This is a genomic window from Nonomuraea sp. NPDC052116 (genome assembly GCF_040680035.1).
Classification (GTDB): domain Bacteria; phylum Actinomycetota; class Actinomycetes; order Streptosporangiales; family Streptosporangiaceae; genus Nonomuraea; species Nonomuraea angiospora_A.
In genome coordinates this window covers 47,225-62,673 of the sequence record NZ_JBFAWA010000059.1, presented here as the reverse complement: position 1 = coordinate 62,673, position 15,449 = coordinate 47,225, and the positions used below count along the sequence as shown (strand labels likewise).

Annotated in this window: 16 protein-coding genes; 9 read left to right on the top strand and 7 right to left on the bottom strand. The window is 69.4% G+C overall.

Going from position 1 to position 15,449, the window contains the following annotated elements:
• Positions 1-210: 210 nt before the first annotated feature.
• On the bottom strand, positions 211-867 hold the full coding sequence (locus AB0L65_RS59080; RefSeq protein ID WP_364265759.1) for a class I SAM-dependent methyltransferase: 657 nt from the start codon (positions 865-867) through the stop codon (positions 211-213).
• 169 nt (positions 868-1,036) lie between these two features.
• Here AB0L65_RS59080 and AB0L65_RS59075 point away from each other — a divergent pair, with 169 nt between their 5' ends.
• Entirely contained in the window at positions 1,037-2,122 is a 1,086-nt protein-coding gene (locus tag AB0L65_RS59075; protein ID WP_364265757.1) for a cytochrome P450, read from the top strand.
• A gap of 224 nt (positions 2,123-2,346) precedes the next feature.
• Positions 2,347-3,669, top strand: a complete 1,323-nt coding sequence (locus AB0L65_RS59070; RefSeq protein WP_364265755.1) for an aminoglycoside phosphotransferase family protein — start codon at positions 2,347-2,349, stop codon at positions 3,667-3,669.
• A 3-nt stretch (positions 3,670-3,672) separates the two neighbouring features.
• Here the strand turns inward: AB0L65_RS59070 and AB0L65_RS59065 are convergent, their stop codons facing one another.
• Positions 3,673-4,662, bottom strand: a complete 990-nt coding sequence (locus tag AB0L65_RS59065; protein WP_364265753.1) for a helix-turn-helix domain-containing protein — start codon at positions 4,660-4,662, stop codon at positions 3,673-3,675.
• 68 nt (positions 4,663-4,730) lie between these two features.
• Between AB0L65_RS59065 and AB0L65_RS59060 the strand changes: the two genes are divergently transcribed.
• A complete protein-coding gene (locus tag AB0L65_RS59060) occupies positions 4,731-5,912 on the top strand; it encodes an MFS transporter (protein WP_364265751.1) in 1,182 nt (393 codons plus the stop codon).
• A gap of 113 nt (positions 5,913-6,025) precedes the next feature.
• On the opposite strand, the gene AB0L65_RS59055 is transcribed toward AB0L65_RS59060, so the two are convergent.
• Both AB0L65_RS59055 and AB0L65_RS59050 read right to left on the bottom strand, forming a co-directional pair.
• Positions 6,026-6,385: a hypothetical protein gene (locus AB0L65_RS59055; protein ID WP_355206845.1), complete on the bottom strand. Its 360-nt coding sequence runs from the start codon at positions 6,383-6,385 to the stop codon at positions 6,026-6,028.
• The gene (locus AB0L65_RS59050) at positions 6,385-6,819 is read right to left on the bottom strand and encodes a hypothetical protein (RefSeq protein ID WP_364265749.1); all 435 of its coding nucleotides are present in this window, start codon (positions 6,817-6,819) and stop codon (positions 6,385-6,387) included. The genes AB0L65_RS59055 and AB0L65_RS59050 overlap by 1 nt, the downstream gene beginning before the upstream one ends.
• A gap of 117 nt (positions 6,820-6,936) precedes the next feature.
• Between AB0L65_RS59050 and AB0L65_RS59045 the strand changes: the two genes are divergently transcribed.
• Positions 6,937-7,401, top strand: coding sequence for a hypothetical protein (locus tag AB0L65_RS59045; protein WP_364265747.1), 465 nt, complete (start codon positions 6,937-6,939; stop codon positions 7,399-7,401).
• Positions 7,402-7,640: 239 nt separating this feature from the next.
• Here AB0L65_RS59045 and AB0L65_RS59040 read toward each other — a convergent pair whose 3' ends face one another.
• From AB0L65_RS59040 to AB0L65_RS59030, 3 genes are all read right to left on the bottom strand, one after another.
• A complete protein-coding gene (locus AB0L65_RS59040; RefSeq protein WP_364265745.1) occupies positions 7,641-8,390 on the bottom strand; it encodes a hypothetical protein in 750 nt (249 codons plus the stop codon).
• A 388-nt stretch (positions 8,391-8,778) separates the two neighbouring features.
• The gene (locus tag AB0L65_RS59035) at positions 8,779-9,102 is read right to left on the bottom strand and encodes a class I SAM-dependent methyltransferase (protein WP_364265743.1); all 324 of its coding nucleotides are present in this window, start codon (positions 9,100-9,102) and stop codon (positions 8,779-8,781) included.
• On the bottom strand, positions 9,099-9,500 hold the full coding sequence (locus tag AB0L65_RS59030; protein ID WP_364265741.1) for a hypothetical protein: 402 nt from the start codon (positions 9,498-9,500) through the stop codon (positions 9,099-9,101). Before AB0L65_RS59030 ends, AB0L65_RS59035 begins: the two co-directional genes overlap by 4 nt.
• Positions 9,501-9,672: 172 nt before the next feature.
• On the opposite strand from AB0L65_RS59030, the gene AB0L65_RS59025 reads away from it, so the two are divergent.
• The 5 genes from AB0L65_RS59025 to AB0L65_RS59005 all read left to right on the top strand — a co-directional run bounded on the left by AB0L65_RS59025 (position 9,673) and on the right by AB0L65_RS59005 (position 15,398).
• Complete coding sequence (locus AB0L65_RS59025) at positions 9,673-10,869, top strand: ATP-binding cassette domain-containing protein (RefSeq protein WP_364265739.1); 1,197 nt, start codon at positions 9,673-9,675, stop codon at positions 10,867-10,869.
• A gap of 260 nt (positions 10,870-11,129) precedes the next feature.
• Positions 11,130-12,365, top strand: a complete 1,236-nt coding sequence (locus AB0L65_RS59020) for a glycosyltransferase (protein WP_364265737.1) — start codon at positions 11,130-11,132, stop codon at positions 12,363-12,365.
• A 74-nt stretch (positions 12,366-12,439) separates the two neighbouring features.
• Positions 12,440-14,593, top strand: coding sequence for an RNA polymerase recycling motor ATPase HelR (gene helR, locus AB0L65_RS59015; protein ID WP_364265735.1), 2,154 nt, complete (start codon positions 12,440-12,442; stop codon positions 14,591-14,593).
• Positions 14,594-14,717: 124 nt separating this feature from the next.
• The gene (locus AB0L65_RS59010) at positions 14,718-14,909 is read left to right on the top strand and encodes a hypothetical protein (protein WP_364265733.1); all 192 of its coding nucleotides are present in this window, start codon (positions 14,718-14,720) and stop codon (positions 14,907-14,909) included.
• Between the two features lie 69 nt (positions 14,910-14,978).
• Positions 14,979-15,398, top strand: a complete 420-nt coding sequence (locus tag AB0L65_RS59005; protein WP_355206873.1) for a helix-turn-helix transcriptional regulator — start codon at positions 14,979-14,981, stop codon at positions 15,396-15,398.
• The last annotated feature ends 51 nt before the right edge of the window (positions 15,399-15,449 follow it).

Sequence of the window (15,449 nt, the reverse complement as noted above, 5' to 3'; positions counted from 1 at the left end):
CGGCGGACACGGTGATCTTGCTGAGGGAAGCGGTAGAGTTCACTCGGAAAGTGCCTTCTGATCTGGGGTGGACGGGGCCTTAGACAAGTCCGATCCTCCCAGCTCAAGGGCACTTTTCTTATGTGAACGATCAGGTCGGCTCAAATTCGCCGTGAAAGCCGCAGGCTAACGCAGCATGGGGTACATGACCACGACGGCTGAGGAGACTCCTCAGGTTTCGGCGTTCTCGGTGCTCAGCACGTCATAGCCGGCGAAGGTGAACATGCGCCGTCCCGAGATCAGGGGACGCGACTGACCCGTGAAGCGGTGGACACCGACACCGAAGCCGGCATCCGGCTCCGATAGCCATTCGCGTTCGAAGCCACGCTCCTCGAACCAGCGACAGATCAACGGCACCCGGTCAGGAGCCCCGCGGTGCCGAGTCCAGATAATCGCGCCGTCGGTCTTGCACAACTGGGTGCAAGCGTCGATCGTGCGCTCGATGTCCTCATCCGTGATGTTGCCGAACACCCCACAGACGAGCACGATCTCGGCAGGCGCCGAATCCCGGTAATGGTCAGTGAGCGCGGCATCGGCCGTGACCACTTCGACCTGCTGGAGTCCCGCCGATTTGATCGCCTTCTTGGCGATGGCGGTGTTGCCCGGGTCCAGTTCGACCAGACGCGCCCGAACATCGTCACGGCGGGGATGATCAGTCAGCACCTCCAGCACGTCGCGGCCCTGACCCGAGCAGAGACTGACGAGCCTTAGCGGACCGGGCGGGCAGCCGTCCAACGCCAGCCGTATCCGTTCCTGGACGACCTGCAAACGCCGCGCCAACTGTGAACCTGGGACGTCGTACTCATCGTGCCAAGTCTGCCAATCCATGAACGAACCCTACGAGGGCACACAGCCGAACCGCACTCCTTCGCCTCCGGCGGGGGACTCAGGCTCCGAGATGATCGACTGATGGCCAGGCAGGTCGTCGCCCTTTCCAGCGGGTGTACGGCAGCGATCCGGCAGCGGTTTGCCAGGCCGTTCGCCCAGGGTGGAGGGCATGTCTGTCAAGGAACGTATCTTCGCCCATCCACCCGCGCCCGGCCCGGTCCAGTTCGACGAACGGTTCCAGGCGTGGGTGGTCTCCCGGCACGCTGATGTCCGCAGGATCCTCAGCGACCACGCCGCCTTCTCCTCCGATGAACTCACCCACGGCGCACATCCGGCACCTCACCACGACAATCCCGTGTTACGCAGCCTGCCGTCGCTCGATCCGCCCCGCCATCACGAGCTGCGCCGCCTGGTGGCCAGGGTTTTCACTCCCCGCGCCGTGTCGGCCCTGGAGCCCTCCATCGCCGAGACCGCCAGGGAACTGCTGGTCGAAGGGCCCGGCGAGGTGGTGGACGGGTTCGCTTCGCCGCTGACGGTCGCCACGCTCGCGGGGCTGCTCGGCATCTCGCCAGAACGCAGGGCCGACTTCGTACGCTGGACGATCACGATCTCCGAGTTCGCCGGCGCCAACGCCGAGGACCCCGTACGGCAGGCGCGCTTCCACCAGGACCTGGCCGAACTGCGCACCTGCATCCGCGAGGTGGTCGCCGAGCCGAGGGGCGGCATGATCCCGGCCCTGGCGGCGGCGCTCGACGAGAGCGAACTGCTCGATCTGGTCACCACGCTCATCGTCATGGGCCACGAGACGACCACCAGGTTGATCTACCACGCGGTCCTGTGCCTGGAACGCTTCCCCACGGCGCCGACGCCCGGCCTGGTGGAGGAGGTGCTGCGCTTCCTGCCGCCGGTGGGCGGCACGGAACGCTTCACCACTGCCCAGGTGGACGTGGACGGCGTCACGATCCCACCCGGGGCGCGAGTGGTGGCCTCGATCCGCCGCGCCAACCGGGACCCGCTGGTGTTCGCCGTCCCGGACGCGTTCGACGCCACGCGCGACCCCAACCCGCACCTGTCCTTCGGCACGGGCATCCACGTCTGCCTGGGCCTGCGACTCGCCACCAGCCAGGCGGCCGTCGCGATCCGGGCGCTGCGGGAGGCCTTCCCCGGCCGCTGGCGCGTGCCCGAAGACGGGCTGGAGGCCACGATCTCCCCCGTCGGGGTCGACATCCAGCGGATGCGCCTGATCACTCAGTGAAGCGCGTACGTCGGCAGCCTGACATAAGGACACTTCGAGCAACGGATAGCTGGAGTCACCGCCTGAAACGCCTTTGTGTGCGAGCCGGGTGAGCTGTGATCATGCCACTCAGGACTTGCGTCTTCTGCCGTATCGTCGCCCGCACCGAGCCCTCGCAGACCGTCCACCAGGACGAATACACGCGCGCTATCCCGCGAATTCCGTCGATCCTTGGAGGGTTGATCATGTCGTCCCATTCCGTGGAAGCCGTGCTGGTCATCGTCGACCGGGACGGTGCCGTGCTGTGCGACATGGCCGGCGGCAATCCGGCGCTGCCGCGGATGCGGTTCGACGGCAGGTGGCCGTCGATGGACAGCGAGCTGACCGATCGCGTTCGTCGCGAACTCGGGCTGACCACGGTGGTCCTGGAGCCGTTGGACTTTACGACGGTGGTGCTGCTCGCGGCGGGCGGGGCGCGGCCGGTCTCCGCCGATGGGTTCGTGTGGCACGGTCAGGATGCGGTGACCGGGCAGAGCCTGGCACTCGACTGCCGGGCGGCGCGATCCCGGCCGCCCGCCTCCGACTGGTTCGGGCCCGGCTGGTTCGAGCGAGCCGAGTCCTACATCGACGGGGAGATCAAGGCTGCCGGTCGCGTGCGGCTCGCTCCGAGCCGCCAGATCAAGCACTGGAGCATGTCCGCCGTGCTGCGCACGCCGACCGACCGGGGTGACCTGTACCTGAAGGCGGTCCTGCCGAGGCTTGCCCGCGAACCGGACATCACTCGGTACCTGGCTTCATTGCGCATCGCGCCGTTCGCCACCATCACGGCGACGTCACCCGGTGACCGCTGGTGGCTCGCGGAGGACTTCGGAGGTGTGGACGGCTGGGCGGTCTCCCCAGAGCAGCGTCGCGCATGCCTGACACAGCTGGTCACGGTGCAGAAGGAGACCATTCACCGCGGGGACGAGCTGATCGCCGCGGGGTGTGTCCCGCTCACCCCGGCCTCGCTGGCCGACGGCGTACGGTCGACCATGGCCCGCGACGACATCTGGCGGGCGCCCAAGCTGCCGAAGAACCTGGACCGGGCGCTGACCGACGAGGAGGCCGACCGGCTGGAGGCACTGACCCCGTATCTGGTCGAGTGCGCCGAGCGCCTGGACAAGGCGGCCATCCCGGCGGCGATCGTCCACCGTGATTTTCACCCGGGCAATGTGGTCGTGCGCGACGACGAGATCCTGTTGCACGACTGGAGCTTCGCCACCGTCACGAACCCGTTGTTCGACCTGGCCTCATGGCTGCACGACGCGTCCGAACCGGACGCCGCGGCCTACCTCGACGCCTTCTTCGCCGCCTGGGCCGACACCGTCGCTCCGGAACGGATGCGGAGCGCATGGCGCGTGGCCAAGCCGCTCGCCGCGGTGGTGGAGATGATGAAGCTGATCGAGCTGGCCGACATCGTCGGACCGGATCACGACTTCAACTGGCTGCCGATGACCTACGGTTGGGGCCGGCGGTTGCTGAACGCGGCCACCGACCCCGACCTGACCGCCAACGGTTGGCGAACGTAGGGCTCACTCGAGGCCCGGCACGGGACCGGGCCCCGATGCCTCCACGAGCACCTCCCCGGCCGCCGTCCGCACGTACAGCACCGACCGCCCGGCCCGCCGCCGCTCCACCAGGCCCGCGTCCAGCAGCACCCGCAGATGCCGGCCCACCGAGCCCAGCCCCTGACCGGTCACGGCGACCAGTTGGGTCGTGCTCATGGGAGTCCGCAGCAGCACCAGCAATCCGGCCCGCGCGGTCCCGATGAGCGCCCCGAGCCCGCCCGGGACGGGTCGCCGGTCGTGGTCCTCGGCGAGCACTCCGAGACATGAATAGACGACGGCGTACCGCTCCCGTCCCTCCCACGACACCCATCCGGTCCTCGGCGTCACCGGCATGAACAGCAGGTCGGCCCCGGCGGCGATCTCCCGCGGCTGATACGCGTTCAGGTTGACCTGGAACCGGCTCTCCCCGACCCACCGCGTCCCCGGCTTCAGCGAGTCCAGCACGGCCGCCCATCCGCCTTGGCTCACCCGCGCGGTCCGTGCGACCATGTCCGCCTCCAGGACGCGCCGCCGACGCTCCCAGTACGGCCGTACGGTCCCCTCCCAGACGTACGTCAGGAGCGCGGTCGCCCGCTCGGGCAGGTCGTCCCGCTCCAGAGCGGCGGGGAGCGGGCCCCGGAGGGACACGCGGAGGTTGGCCCGCGCCTCCTCGGCCCCGGCCGCCCGCACCCGGGCCACGGTCTCCTCGAAACTCTCCCCCTCGCACGAGGTGGGGCAGAAGAAGTCGGCGATCCAGGACCTGCCGAGTGCCGCCCGTACGAGCGGCGCGGCCACTGGGTCGGCCGCGAGGCGCGCGCGGTAGCCGGGCAGGTGCGCGCGCAGCCAGGCCTCCTCGCCCGGATGAGCACCGGTCCCCGCGTGCAGCAGCTTCAGGCTCGCGAAGGTCTCGGCGAACGGCGAGAGCACGAACCGGCTGCGGGCGAGGACGTCGGTGTCGATCTGCCACAGGCCCATGCGTTCCACCTTTCGCGCGTCGGCGAAACAGTAAACACGACCCCCGGGCCGCTCCGAGACTCCGACGTATGCGCAGCTATCGAACCCTGTTCCGCACCCCGGAGTTCACCCCGTTCCTGCTCTCTTACGCCGCTTTCGCCGCGGCCCAGACGATCGGCGCCCTGGCTCTCGGCACGCTGGTCTTCCAGGCCACCGGCTCCCCGCTGCTGTCGGCGGTGAGCATGTTCGGCCCGCAGCTGGCGAAGTTGGCGGGGGCCATGTTCCTGCTCTCGGGCGCCGACCGCCTGCCCCCACGCGCGATTCTTTCCGGCCTCGCCCTCGCCTTCGCGGCCGGTACGGCGGTGCTGGCGCTGCCCGGTCTGCCGATCGCGGCGGTCTTCGCCGTCGTGCTGGCGCAGGGCCTGATCGCGTCCCTGGGCGGGGGAGCGCGCTCAGGACTGTTGACCGAAATCCTGTCGAAGGACGGCTATGTCCTGGGACGTTCGGTGTTCAACATGCTCTGGGGCCTGATGCAGGTGGCCGGGTTCGCGACGGGCGCCGCGCTGCTGACGCTTCTGACCCCGAGGACGTGCCTGCTCCTGGCGGCAGCGCTGTACGTGATGTCGGCCCTCGCCACCCGCCTGGGCCTCACGGCCCGCCCGCCGCGCTCCTCCGGGCGCCCGTCCGTCTCGGCGACCTGGCGCACCAACGCCCTCCTGTGGTCCTCGCGCTCCCGCCGCCTGACGTACCTGGGCCTGTGGATCCCCAACGGCCTGGTGGTCGGCTGCGAGTCGCTCTACATCTCCTACGCCCCCGGAGCCGCCGGCACGCTGTTCGCGTGCGGAGCGCTGGGCATGTTCCTGGGTGACGTGGCGGTGGGCCGCCTGGTGCCGCCCGCGTTGCGCCCCCGGCTGGCGGTCCCGCTGCGTCTGCTGCTGGCGACGCCGTACCTGTTCTTCGTCCTGCAGCCGGGAGTGGCGCTGTCGGCCGTGACCGTCGTCGTCGCCTCCGTCGGCTTCGGCGCGAGCCTGGTCCTGCAGGAACGCCTGATGTCCCTCACCCCGGACGACCTCGCGGGCCAAGCCCTCGGCCTGCACTCCGTCGGCATGTCCACCATGCAGGGCGTCAGCGCGGCCCTCGCGGGCGTGGTGGCCCAACTGACCTCCCCGGCCGCGGCGATGACGGTGCTGGCGTTCGGGTCGGTCGCCGTGACCCTGACCCTCGCGGTGCTGGGCAGGCGCGAGGAACGACAGCCGGCCGTCCCCGCCTGATCGGACGGAGCCTGCACGACCTCCACGGGGAGGAGCGGGCCGAGCCCGCGGCGGCGCCGCGCGTGCTGCCGCAGGCCGGGCACGAAGCGTTCCACGGCTGCTCGCGTCGGCGGTCAGACGGGGATGAACAGCGCCTCGAACGGCGGGTCGCCGACGCCGGTCGTGACGTGTCCCATTCCCGTGGTGTCAGCGGCGAGCACGAGGTCGCCGGGACCGAAGCGCCGCCGGCCGCCGTCGCTGACCGTCACCTCGATCACCCCGCGCAGCATCACCACCCACTGCTCACGTGGCGCCGGGTGCGCGGTGCTGTCGAACGCGGCACTGCGCAGGAACTGCACGCCATCTCTCGACGGCAGCCCACCGACGGCCATGGCCGGCACCCCGTCGGCCACCTGCCGGTGTTCCAGTGCGATCTCGCCGTCCTCGAACGCTGATCCGCCGTCCTCCGTGCGGGTGATCCTGGTGAAGCGCATCAATTCACTCCGATGAACTGGTGGTCGGTACGGATTCGGCCATCGCTGTCCAGGGAGAGGATGTCCAGGCCGCCGCCGACGGCCTGTCCCGTGTGGGTCGACACCATCGACCACCGGATGCCGAGCACGTTGGGCATCAGAAGGGACGCCTCTTCGGCGCACTCGAAAAGGTGCTCGCCCGACGCGACGAACATCTCGTACGCACGGGTCACCCTGGCGTTCAAGGCGTCGTGACCCCGGACTTCCAGCGGCGGCACCGGAAACGCCAGCCCCGCGGCGGCCTCACGGATCTCCTGCGGCGGGTCGACCAGCACCTGGACCCCGTCAAGCGCCCACATTTCGCGGATGAGCGCGGCCCGCGCGGCCGGATCGGGTTCGTTCCACTGGGCGACGTATCGGTCGGCCCATTGCTTGATGTCGAGTGGGTTGCTCATGCACAGCAGTGTGCTGATTCCCCCGCGCCACCGCGATTCCCTGCAGGGAATCGCGCGGCTGCCGGTTCGGGCAGGTGGGTGGGTTCGCGGCGGAGGGCGTCGAGCATGCGGGGGGGCATGGTTCTGCCGGGCCTGGCATTTCTGCGCGGAATAGTGAATCTCTCGTGCTTTGTTCACCACGGAATGGAGACGGCAGAAGCGGAGTCGGGCGACGTCAGTGGCGTGATCCTCGTTCTCCTGGCGTTCGTCTGGCTGATCGGGGTTCCGCTGTGCCTCTGGCAGTCGATCGCCGCCGGCCTGGGGGATCCCGAGGGCGGTCGTGCGGGCATGGACGCCTGGATGACCGCGGCTGCGGTGATCTTCACTGCTGCGCCCGTCCTCGCCACCGGCATCTGCGTCTTCACCGGGAGAGTCGTACGCGCGTGGGTCTTTGGCCTCGTCGCAGTGGCGTGCGTCGGTTTTGTCCTGCGAGGCCTGTACATGGACGCGCGCCAAGCGGAGTTGCGCCGTGGTCCGCCGCCGCTGCCGTCCGGCTACTGCGCCGAGTACAGCGGTGGAGACAGCGACTGCCCCGGAGGATGAGTCGTCGATGCCGGCCCGGTACTCCGAACTCCGCCGGCTCGGATGACGCCAAGCGAAAATGCCGTGGCAAAATAATTGCCACGGCATTTTGTCACCCGCGTTTTCGGGCGGCCGAGAGCGATTTCGACTCAATCGCCGATCACAGTGCCAGGGGATGCCCTCGGTCTCGACGGAGGACGTCGTCGCCGAGCTCATCCCCGGCGGGCCATCTCACCTTGGTTCGTACCGTGCGTTACGACTTACCAGTCGTGGTGGTGGTCAAACTTGTCGTGGTCGAACTTCCGGTCGTGGTCGAACTTCTTCTCCTGCTCGAACTTTCTGTCCTGCTCGAACTTCTTGTCGTGCTCGTTCTCGTCGTGCTCGAACTTCTTGTCGTGCTCGGACTCGTCGTGCTCGAACTTCTTCTCGCGCTCGTTCTCGTCGTGCTTGAACTTCTTGTCGTGCTCGAACTTGTCGCGGTCGAACTTCTTCTCCTGCTCGAACTTCTTGTCATGGTCGAACCTGAGGTGGTCGATCTTGACGTGGTCGAACTTGAAGCGATCGGACTTCTTGTCGCGGTCGAACTTCTTGTCGCGGTCCATCTTCTCGCGGTCGAACTTCTTGTCGTGCTCGAACTTCTCGCGGTCGAACTTCTTGTCGTGCTCGTTCTCGTCGTGCTCGAACTTCTTGTCGTGCTCGTTCTCGTCGTGCTCGAACTTCTTCTCATGTTCGAACTCGTTGTGCTCGAACCTGTCGTGGTCGAACTTCTTGCCGTGATCGAACTTCTCGTCGTGGTCGGACTTGTCCTCGCGGCCCCACCAGAGGACGTCGCACACGCCCCACTCGCTCGCGCAGCCCGCGGCCGGCTGCGTCGGGACGTAGCCCGCGCTCGCGCTCGCCACGGCCTGGCCGAGCGGAACGAACATGAGACCGGTGGCCGCAGCGGCCAGGGCCAGCTTGGCGATACGGGCGCTGCGCGGCGTCGGCAAATGCCGAATTTCAGTATTCACGTGCTCTCGTTTCCATTCATGGATAAATCGACGCGAAATCCGACGCCCACATGTCGGTAGGCATTCAGACAGAAGCGTACATACCCGCAAGGATTATCTCATTCACCTCAATGAACCCCAATAACCCGTCAAATTCAATACCTTTAAAGAAGGCGTCATCGCACAAATATTTTGGCGTTTCTTTGCATGTCGTGAGACATGCCATGACGCTGATTCCGATTAATTCACATTTGCCGACAGCCAGCGATTCGCCGTCCAGAACGGCAACGCCTACGAGGCCGTGATCAAGGCCCTCCGCACGCAAGGCTGCACGGCTGTCTACTACGTGGCGGAACCCTGTCTCGCCGGCACAGCCTCTGGACCGCGTGCCGGGCCGACTCCTCGTCGCCTAACGCACCGACGACCGGCTGACCGGCGTGCTCGCCGCAGTCAAACCGCCCGAACTCCTGCACGCCCTCATCGCAGCCCGCGGTTCTGGTCGAAGGAGCCGCCCGCCGGGCTTCAGCGCCGCGATCATCGACCGCAGGGCATGTTCGCGGTCGGCGACGTGCACCGGCACCAGGCGCGCGTGCACGAGGTCGAACGCCTCATCGGGAGGGTCGGAACGGGCGACGTCATGCCTCGGCGCCGACCTCCCAGCACCGCCACCCGGGCTCGATGCCGAGGCTGTCGATCCGCCGGAACGTCGGAGGATCGAAGATCGCCGGGTCATCGTGACGGGGCGAGGCGATCCCAGACGAGGCGCTGCCATAGGCCGCGACCGACGCATTCCATCGCGTCGGAGTCGGTCTGCCTCTCGACGGTGCTCATCCCCACCTTGACCCCGCGCACCTCGTACCTGGCGAAGTATTGCGCGGACGCCGGAATCCACGAGGCGGCGTGAAGGCAGGGGAACGAGGCGAGCGCGGCACCGAACTCATCGACCTCCTCTCGCCGCGCCACCAGGAGATCGATGTCCCCGACAGGAAGCTGGACCCCCTGGAGGAGAGCCGCGCTCGTGCCACCCAGGCGGTAGGCGATGTCGGCACCCGCGGCTCGCACGGCGGTGAGCGCCGTGTCCAGCGCCGCAGTGATGTCCGCCGCTCGAAGAAACGTTCCACCGTCGTCCATGGCGAGCAGCCTAAGAGCGCGAGGACGCGGGATGTCAGTCGTGCTGACCTGCGTTCGCAGTCAGCTTCAGCCGCCTTTGCAGTGGATCACAAGTCGTGATCGCCACGATCACTCGCAGGGTCGTAGATCACGGCCCTGCTGGAAGACGTGATCCGACCGCGATGACCGCGGCATGCACCTGGCCTTCGCCGCCCTGCACACCACCGCCGCCACCCAGGCCACCATGGTCGACAGCCTGGCCGGCATCGAGGCGATCAAGGCCTCCGGCGGAGAGACGGCCGCGGCGGACCGCTGGCGCGTCCACCACGAGGAGGAGCTGACCACCGGGGCGGCCCGGGACCGGCACGTGGCCGCGGTCCAGACCGCCACCACCACCCTGCAGATCGCACTCCACCTGAGCCTGCTGGTGACCGTGTTCGCCTCGACCTCCGGGACGCTGGGCGACCGGCTCGCCCTGGTGTCCCTCGCCGTCGCCGCGACCACGCCGCTGGCGTCGCTCCTGGGCATCGTCTACCAGCTGCAACTGGCCGCCGCACACCTGGGCCGCATCGCCGACCTGATGGGTACGCCGCAGGAGCGCATCGGCGGCGTCCGTCCGGACGGCGGGCTGCGCGGCAGCGTCACCGTCACCAAGATCAGCGTCGGCTACGACGCCCGTACGCCGGTGCTCCGCGACCTCTCCCTGCGCATCCCGGCCGGCGCGCGGGTCGCCATCGTCGGCGCGTCGGGATCCGGCAAGACCACCCTCGGCCGTACCCTCATCGGCCTGACCGAGCCGACCGCCGGGCAGGTCCGCTTCGACGACATCCCGCTGCAAGAACTCGACCGGCAGTGGCTGCGCCGGCAGGTGGGCGTGGTCACCCAGCAGCCACACCTGTTCTCCGGCACCATCGCCGCCAACATCGCGGGCTTCACCCCCGTCAACCACCAGGCGGTCGAGCACGCCGCCCGCCTGGCCGAACTCCACGACGAGATCGTGCGCCTCCCGCAGGGCTACGACACCAACGTCGGAGAGGGCGGTACGCGCCTGTCCGGCGGCCAGCGCCAGCGCCTGGCGCTGGCCCGCGCCCTGGTCCACCGCCCCCGCATTCTGCTGCTGGACGAGCCCACCGCGGCGCTGGACGCCGTCACCGAGGAACGCATCCGCCGCAACCTGCTCAGGCTCGGCCAGACCCAGGTCATCATCGCCCACCGGCTGTCCACGATCCAGGACGCGGATTTGATCGTCGTACTGCACCGCGGCCAGATCATCGAGGCCGGCACCCACCACCAACTCATGACCCACGACGGCCACTACGCCTACCTGGTGCGGCACCAGCACCAGTCGCCCGGCCCTCAACCCCCGTTGACACGGCTCGTCGTGCCATGATCACCGCGTTACGGCTCCTCGCGGAAGGCGGACGAATGAGTGGTGCCACGGCCTGTCTCCCGCTCGTTATGCCGGATCGGCCTTGATCGGATCCACCGACCTGTGAGGGCGCCGGCTGTGGCGGGAGATGAAAGGGGAAAGGGGAGACCCGCGCCTTTCCACTCTCAACGTATAGCGCACCGGGGGGCTTGCCACAAGACCCGGGTCATGCCGCAGAATCGTCCGCCGAGGCCAGAACCTGCGGAAATGGGGGACGCGAAGTGCGTGTGGTGTTGTCGACGTATGGGTCGCGCGGGGACGTCGAACCGATGGCGGCACTCGCGGTGCGGTTGCGGGAGCTCGGCGCGGAGGTGCGGGTGTGCGCGCCGCCGGACGAGGAGTTCGCGCAGCTGTTGGCCGGGGTCGGCGTGCAGTTGGTGCCGGTCGGACAGTCGGCGCGTGCGCTGACGACCGCGGCGCCGCCGCCGTCATCCCTGCCTGAGCGCGCGGCCGAGTTGATCGCCAGTCAGTTCGACGCGGTCACCGCGGCGGCCGAGGGGTGTGACGCGCTGGTGGCGACCGGCGTGACGCCGGCCGCCGCCGGTGCGCGGTCGGTGGCCGAGAAGCTGGGCATCCCTTCCGTGTCCGTCACCTTCCAGCAGCTCACCCTGCCGTCGCCGCACCGCCCGCCGCTGGCCTATCAGGGCCGGCCGTTCCCACCGGAGGTGACCGACAACCGGGTGCTGTGGGACCTGGACGCCGAGAGCATCAACGCGCTGTTCGGTGCGGCGCTCAACATCAGCCGGGCGTCGAACGGCCTGCCGCCGGTGGACGACGTCCGCGACTACGTCATCGGCGACCAGCCGTGGCTGGCGACGGACCCGGCCCTGGACCCGTGGCAGGGGATGCCGGAGCTCGACGTCGTACAGACCGGCGCGTGGATCCTGCCGGATGCTCGCCCGCTCCCGGCCGAGCTGGTGGCGTTCCTGGACGCCGGCGAACCACCGGTGTACGTGGGCTTCGGCAGCATGCCCATGCACGCTTCCAAGGACGTCGCCCGGGTGGCCATCGAGGCGGTCCGTGCGCAGGGCCGCCGCGCGCTCGTCAGACGCGGCTGGGCCGACCTGGCCCTGATCGACGACCGGGACGACTGCTTCGCCGTCGGCGAGGTCAACCAGCAGGCGTTGTTCGGCCGGGTGGCCGCGGTCGTGCACCACGGCGGCGCGGGCACGACGACGACGGCCGCGCGGGCCGGCGCGCCTCAGGTGGTGGTGCCCCAGGCGACGGACCAGCCGTACTGGGCGGGTCGGGTGGCCGAACTGGGCATCGGCGCGGCACACGACGGTCCGGCTCCGACCGCCGAGTCCCTGTCGGCCGCGCTCAGGACGGCTCTGGCCCCCGAGACCCGCGTACGAGCGACTGCCGTGGCCGGCACGATCCGCACCGACGGGGCGGCGGTGGCCGCGAAGCTGCTGCTCGACGTGGTCAGCCGGGAAAGGCGGTCCACGTCCGCGTGAACCCCGGCGACCGGGTTCGTCACGCCGGTCCAGGCGCCGACCTTCGCAAGCGACCTCACATCGGAGCTGATGACTTGAATCCCCAGACCACCAGCGTGTTCGAGCTGCCCGAGCATCTCGCCCCCAAGGCCGACCCGGCGCTGATCGCCGGCGACGAGCGGCACTTCGCGGCCATCGCGGAGAGCCTTGAGCAGTCGATCTCCGAGCTGTCCGACCGCCTCGACGCCGAGCGCAAGGCGCCCGGCGGAAAGGGGCGGGCGGCGCTGGACCGGGACCTGGAGATCCACCGGCTGTCCGCCCGCCTGCGCGCACTGCGTCGCTTCGGCCTGGACCTGTGCCTCGGACACATGGTCAGCGCGGACGACCCCGAGCCCGTGTACATCGGACGGCTCGGCCTCACGGACAGCGAGGGCCGCCGGCTGCTGCTCGACTGGCGTTCCCCCGCGGCCGAGCCGTTCTTCGGAGCCACCCACGGGAACCCGATGGGTCTGGCGAGCCGCCGCAGGTACCGCTGGACCCGCGGCCGGATCAGCGACTACTGGGACGAGGTGTTCACCTCGGACGGGTTCGAAGGGCACCACGCCGCGCTCGACGACCAGTCCGCCTTCATCGCCAGCCTGGGCGGCAGCCGGTCGCCACGGATGCGCGACGTGCTCGGCACCATCCAGGCCGACCAGGACGCCATCATCCGCGCGGGATCCGGCGGCGCCCTCGTCGTCGACGGCGGTCCGGGTACGGGCAAGACCGTCGTCGCCCTGCACCGCTCCGCGTATCTCCTCTACTCCGACCCTCGCCTCGGTCACCGCCGGGGTGGCGTGCTGTTCGTCGGTCCGCACCAGCCGTACCTGGCCTACGTCGCCGACGTCCTCCCCAGCCTCGGCGAGGAGGGCGTACAGACCTGCACCCTGCGGGACCTCGTCGCCGAGGGAGCCACGGCGGCGATCGAGGCCGACCCGGACGTGGCCCGCCTGAAGTCGTCCGCGAACCTGGTCAAGGCGATCGAGCCGGCCGTCAGGTTCTACGAGAACGCGCCCACCAAGGGGATGACGGTCACGACCCACTGGTCCGACATCTGGCTGAGCCCCGAGGACTGGGCCGAGGCGTTCGAGGCGGCGGAGTCCGGCACCCCGCACAACGAGGCGCGCGACCAGGTCTGGGAGGAACTGCTCACGATCCTGGCGGACAAGCACGACAACGAGGACATCTCACCTGACCTGCTCCGCAAGTCGCTGCTGCGGAACAGGGAGCTGCTCACGACCTTCAACCGCGCGTGGCCGCTGATCGAAGCGGCCGACCTCGTCGGAGACCTGTGGTCGGTACCCGCCTACCTGCGGATGTGCGCCCCCTGGCTCAGCCCCGACGAGGTCCGGCGGTTGCAGCGCGCGGACGCCCAGGCCTGGACGGTGTCCGACCTGCCGCTCCTGGACGCGGCGCGGCAGCGGCTCGGAGACCCGGAGGCGGCGCGGCGCAAGCGGCGGCAGGAGGCCGCCGTCGCCGCCGAACGCGAGCGCATGGCCGGGGTCGTCGACAACCTGCTCGAGGCCGATGACGACGGTGAAGGCGCGGTGACGATGCTGCGCGGGCAGGACCTGCGGGACGCCCTGGTCGACGAGAACGCATCACCCGGTATCGAACCGGACCAGCTCGCCGGCCCGTTCGCGCACATCGTCGTGGACGAGGCGCAGGAGCTGACCGACGCGGAGTGGCAGATGCTGCTGCTCCGGTGCCCGTCCAGGAGCTTCACCATCGTCGGGGACCGGGCCCAGGCCAGGCACGGGTTCACGGAGTCGTGGCAGGAACGGCTGGAGCGGGTCGGGCTCGACCGCGTCAACCTGGCCTCCTTGAGCGTCAACTACCGTACGCCGGAAGCGATCATGACGGCGGCCGAGCCGGTCATCCGGGCCGCGCTCCCGGACGCCAACGTGCCGACCTCCATCCGCAGCACCGACGTCCCCGTCGTACACGGGTCCGTTTCGGAGCTGAGCTCGATCCTCGACACCTGGCTCGCCGCGCATGCCGACGGGATCGCCTGCGTGATCGGCGACCCTACGTTCCAGGGGACCTCCCGCGTGCGGTCGCTGACTCCGGAGCTGACGAAGGGGCTGGAGTTCGACCTGGTCGTTCTCGTCGACCCGGAGGCGTTCGGCGAGGGCATCGAAGGAGCGGTCGACCGCTATGTCGCGATGACCCGGGCGACCCGGCAACTGGTCATCCTCACGAGTCCCTGACCTCGGGGTGAGGCCAGGGTAGGACACCTCACGTGGATGAGCGCTGGACGACTCGTGGATCGGCCGAGACGACGGCGGGGAGGGTGGTCTGGCCGGCCAGGCCGGCGATGATCGTCTCGGCGCGGTGGCGGGCCGCGTCGTGCAGGTCGTAGCAGACGGCAGCATCCTGCCCCTCTACCTGCCCGCCAACGGCGGCCTGCTCGCCGCCGTCTCCCTCATGGCAGCGGGCTGGGACGGCACGGACGCCGACTGCCCGGGCTTCCCGAGCGACGGGAGCTGGACCGTCCGGCACGAGGGCTTCACGGCGTGGCCCTGACGTTCGGCCGTGGATGCGATGGCTGAACCGTACTTGGGCTCGAATGTGCGAAAGGTATGGTGAGGGCCTATGACGACGTTTCGGATCAGCGAGGCCGCGGCGCTGCTCGGGGTCAGCGCCGACACCGTCCGCCGGTGGGTGGATGCGGGGCGGCTGGCGGCCGAGCGGGACGAGCACGGTCATCGCCAGGTGAACGGCGCCGACCTGGCCGCCTTCGCCCGGGCCCAGGTCGAGGAGATCGAGAGCGGCAGCCGTTCCTCGGCGCGTAACCGCTTTCGGGGGATCGTGACCGAGGTGATCAGGGACGCGGTGATGGCGCAGGTGGAGATCGCCGCCGGGCCGTTCCGGGTGGTGTCGCTGATGAGTCGCCAGGCCGCCGACGAGCTCGGCCTGGAGGCGGGGGTGGTGGCGGTCGCCGTGATCAAGTCCACCAACGTCGTCGTCGAGATCCCCGGTCACGAGCGCGTGAGCAGCAGCCAGTCCGCATGACCGATCCCGTGCGCGCCGACCGGGCGGACCTGAAAGGCGGGTCCGCCGGTC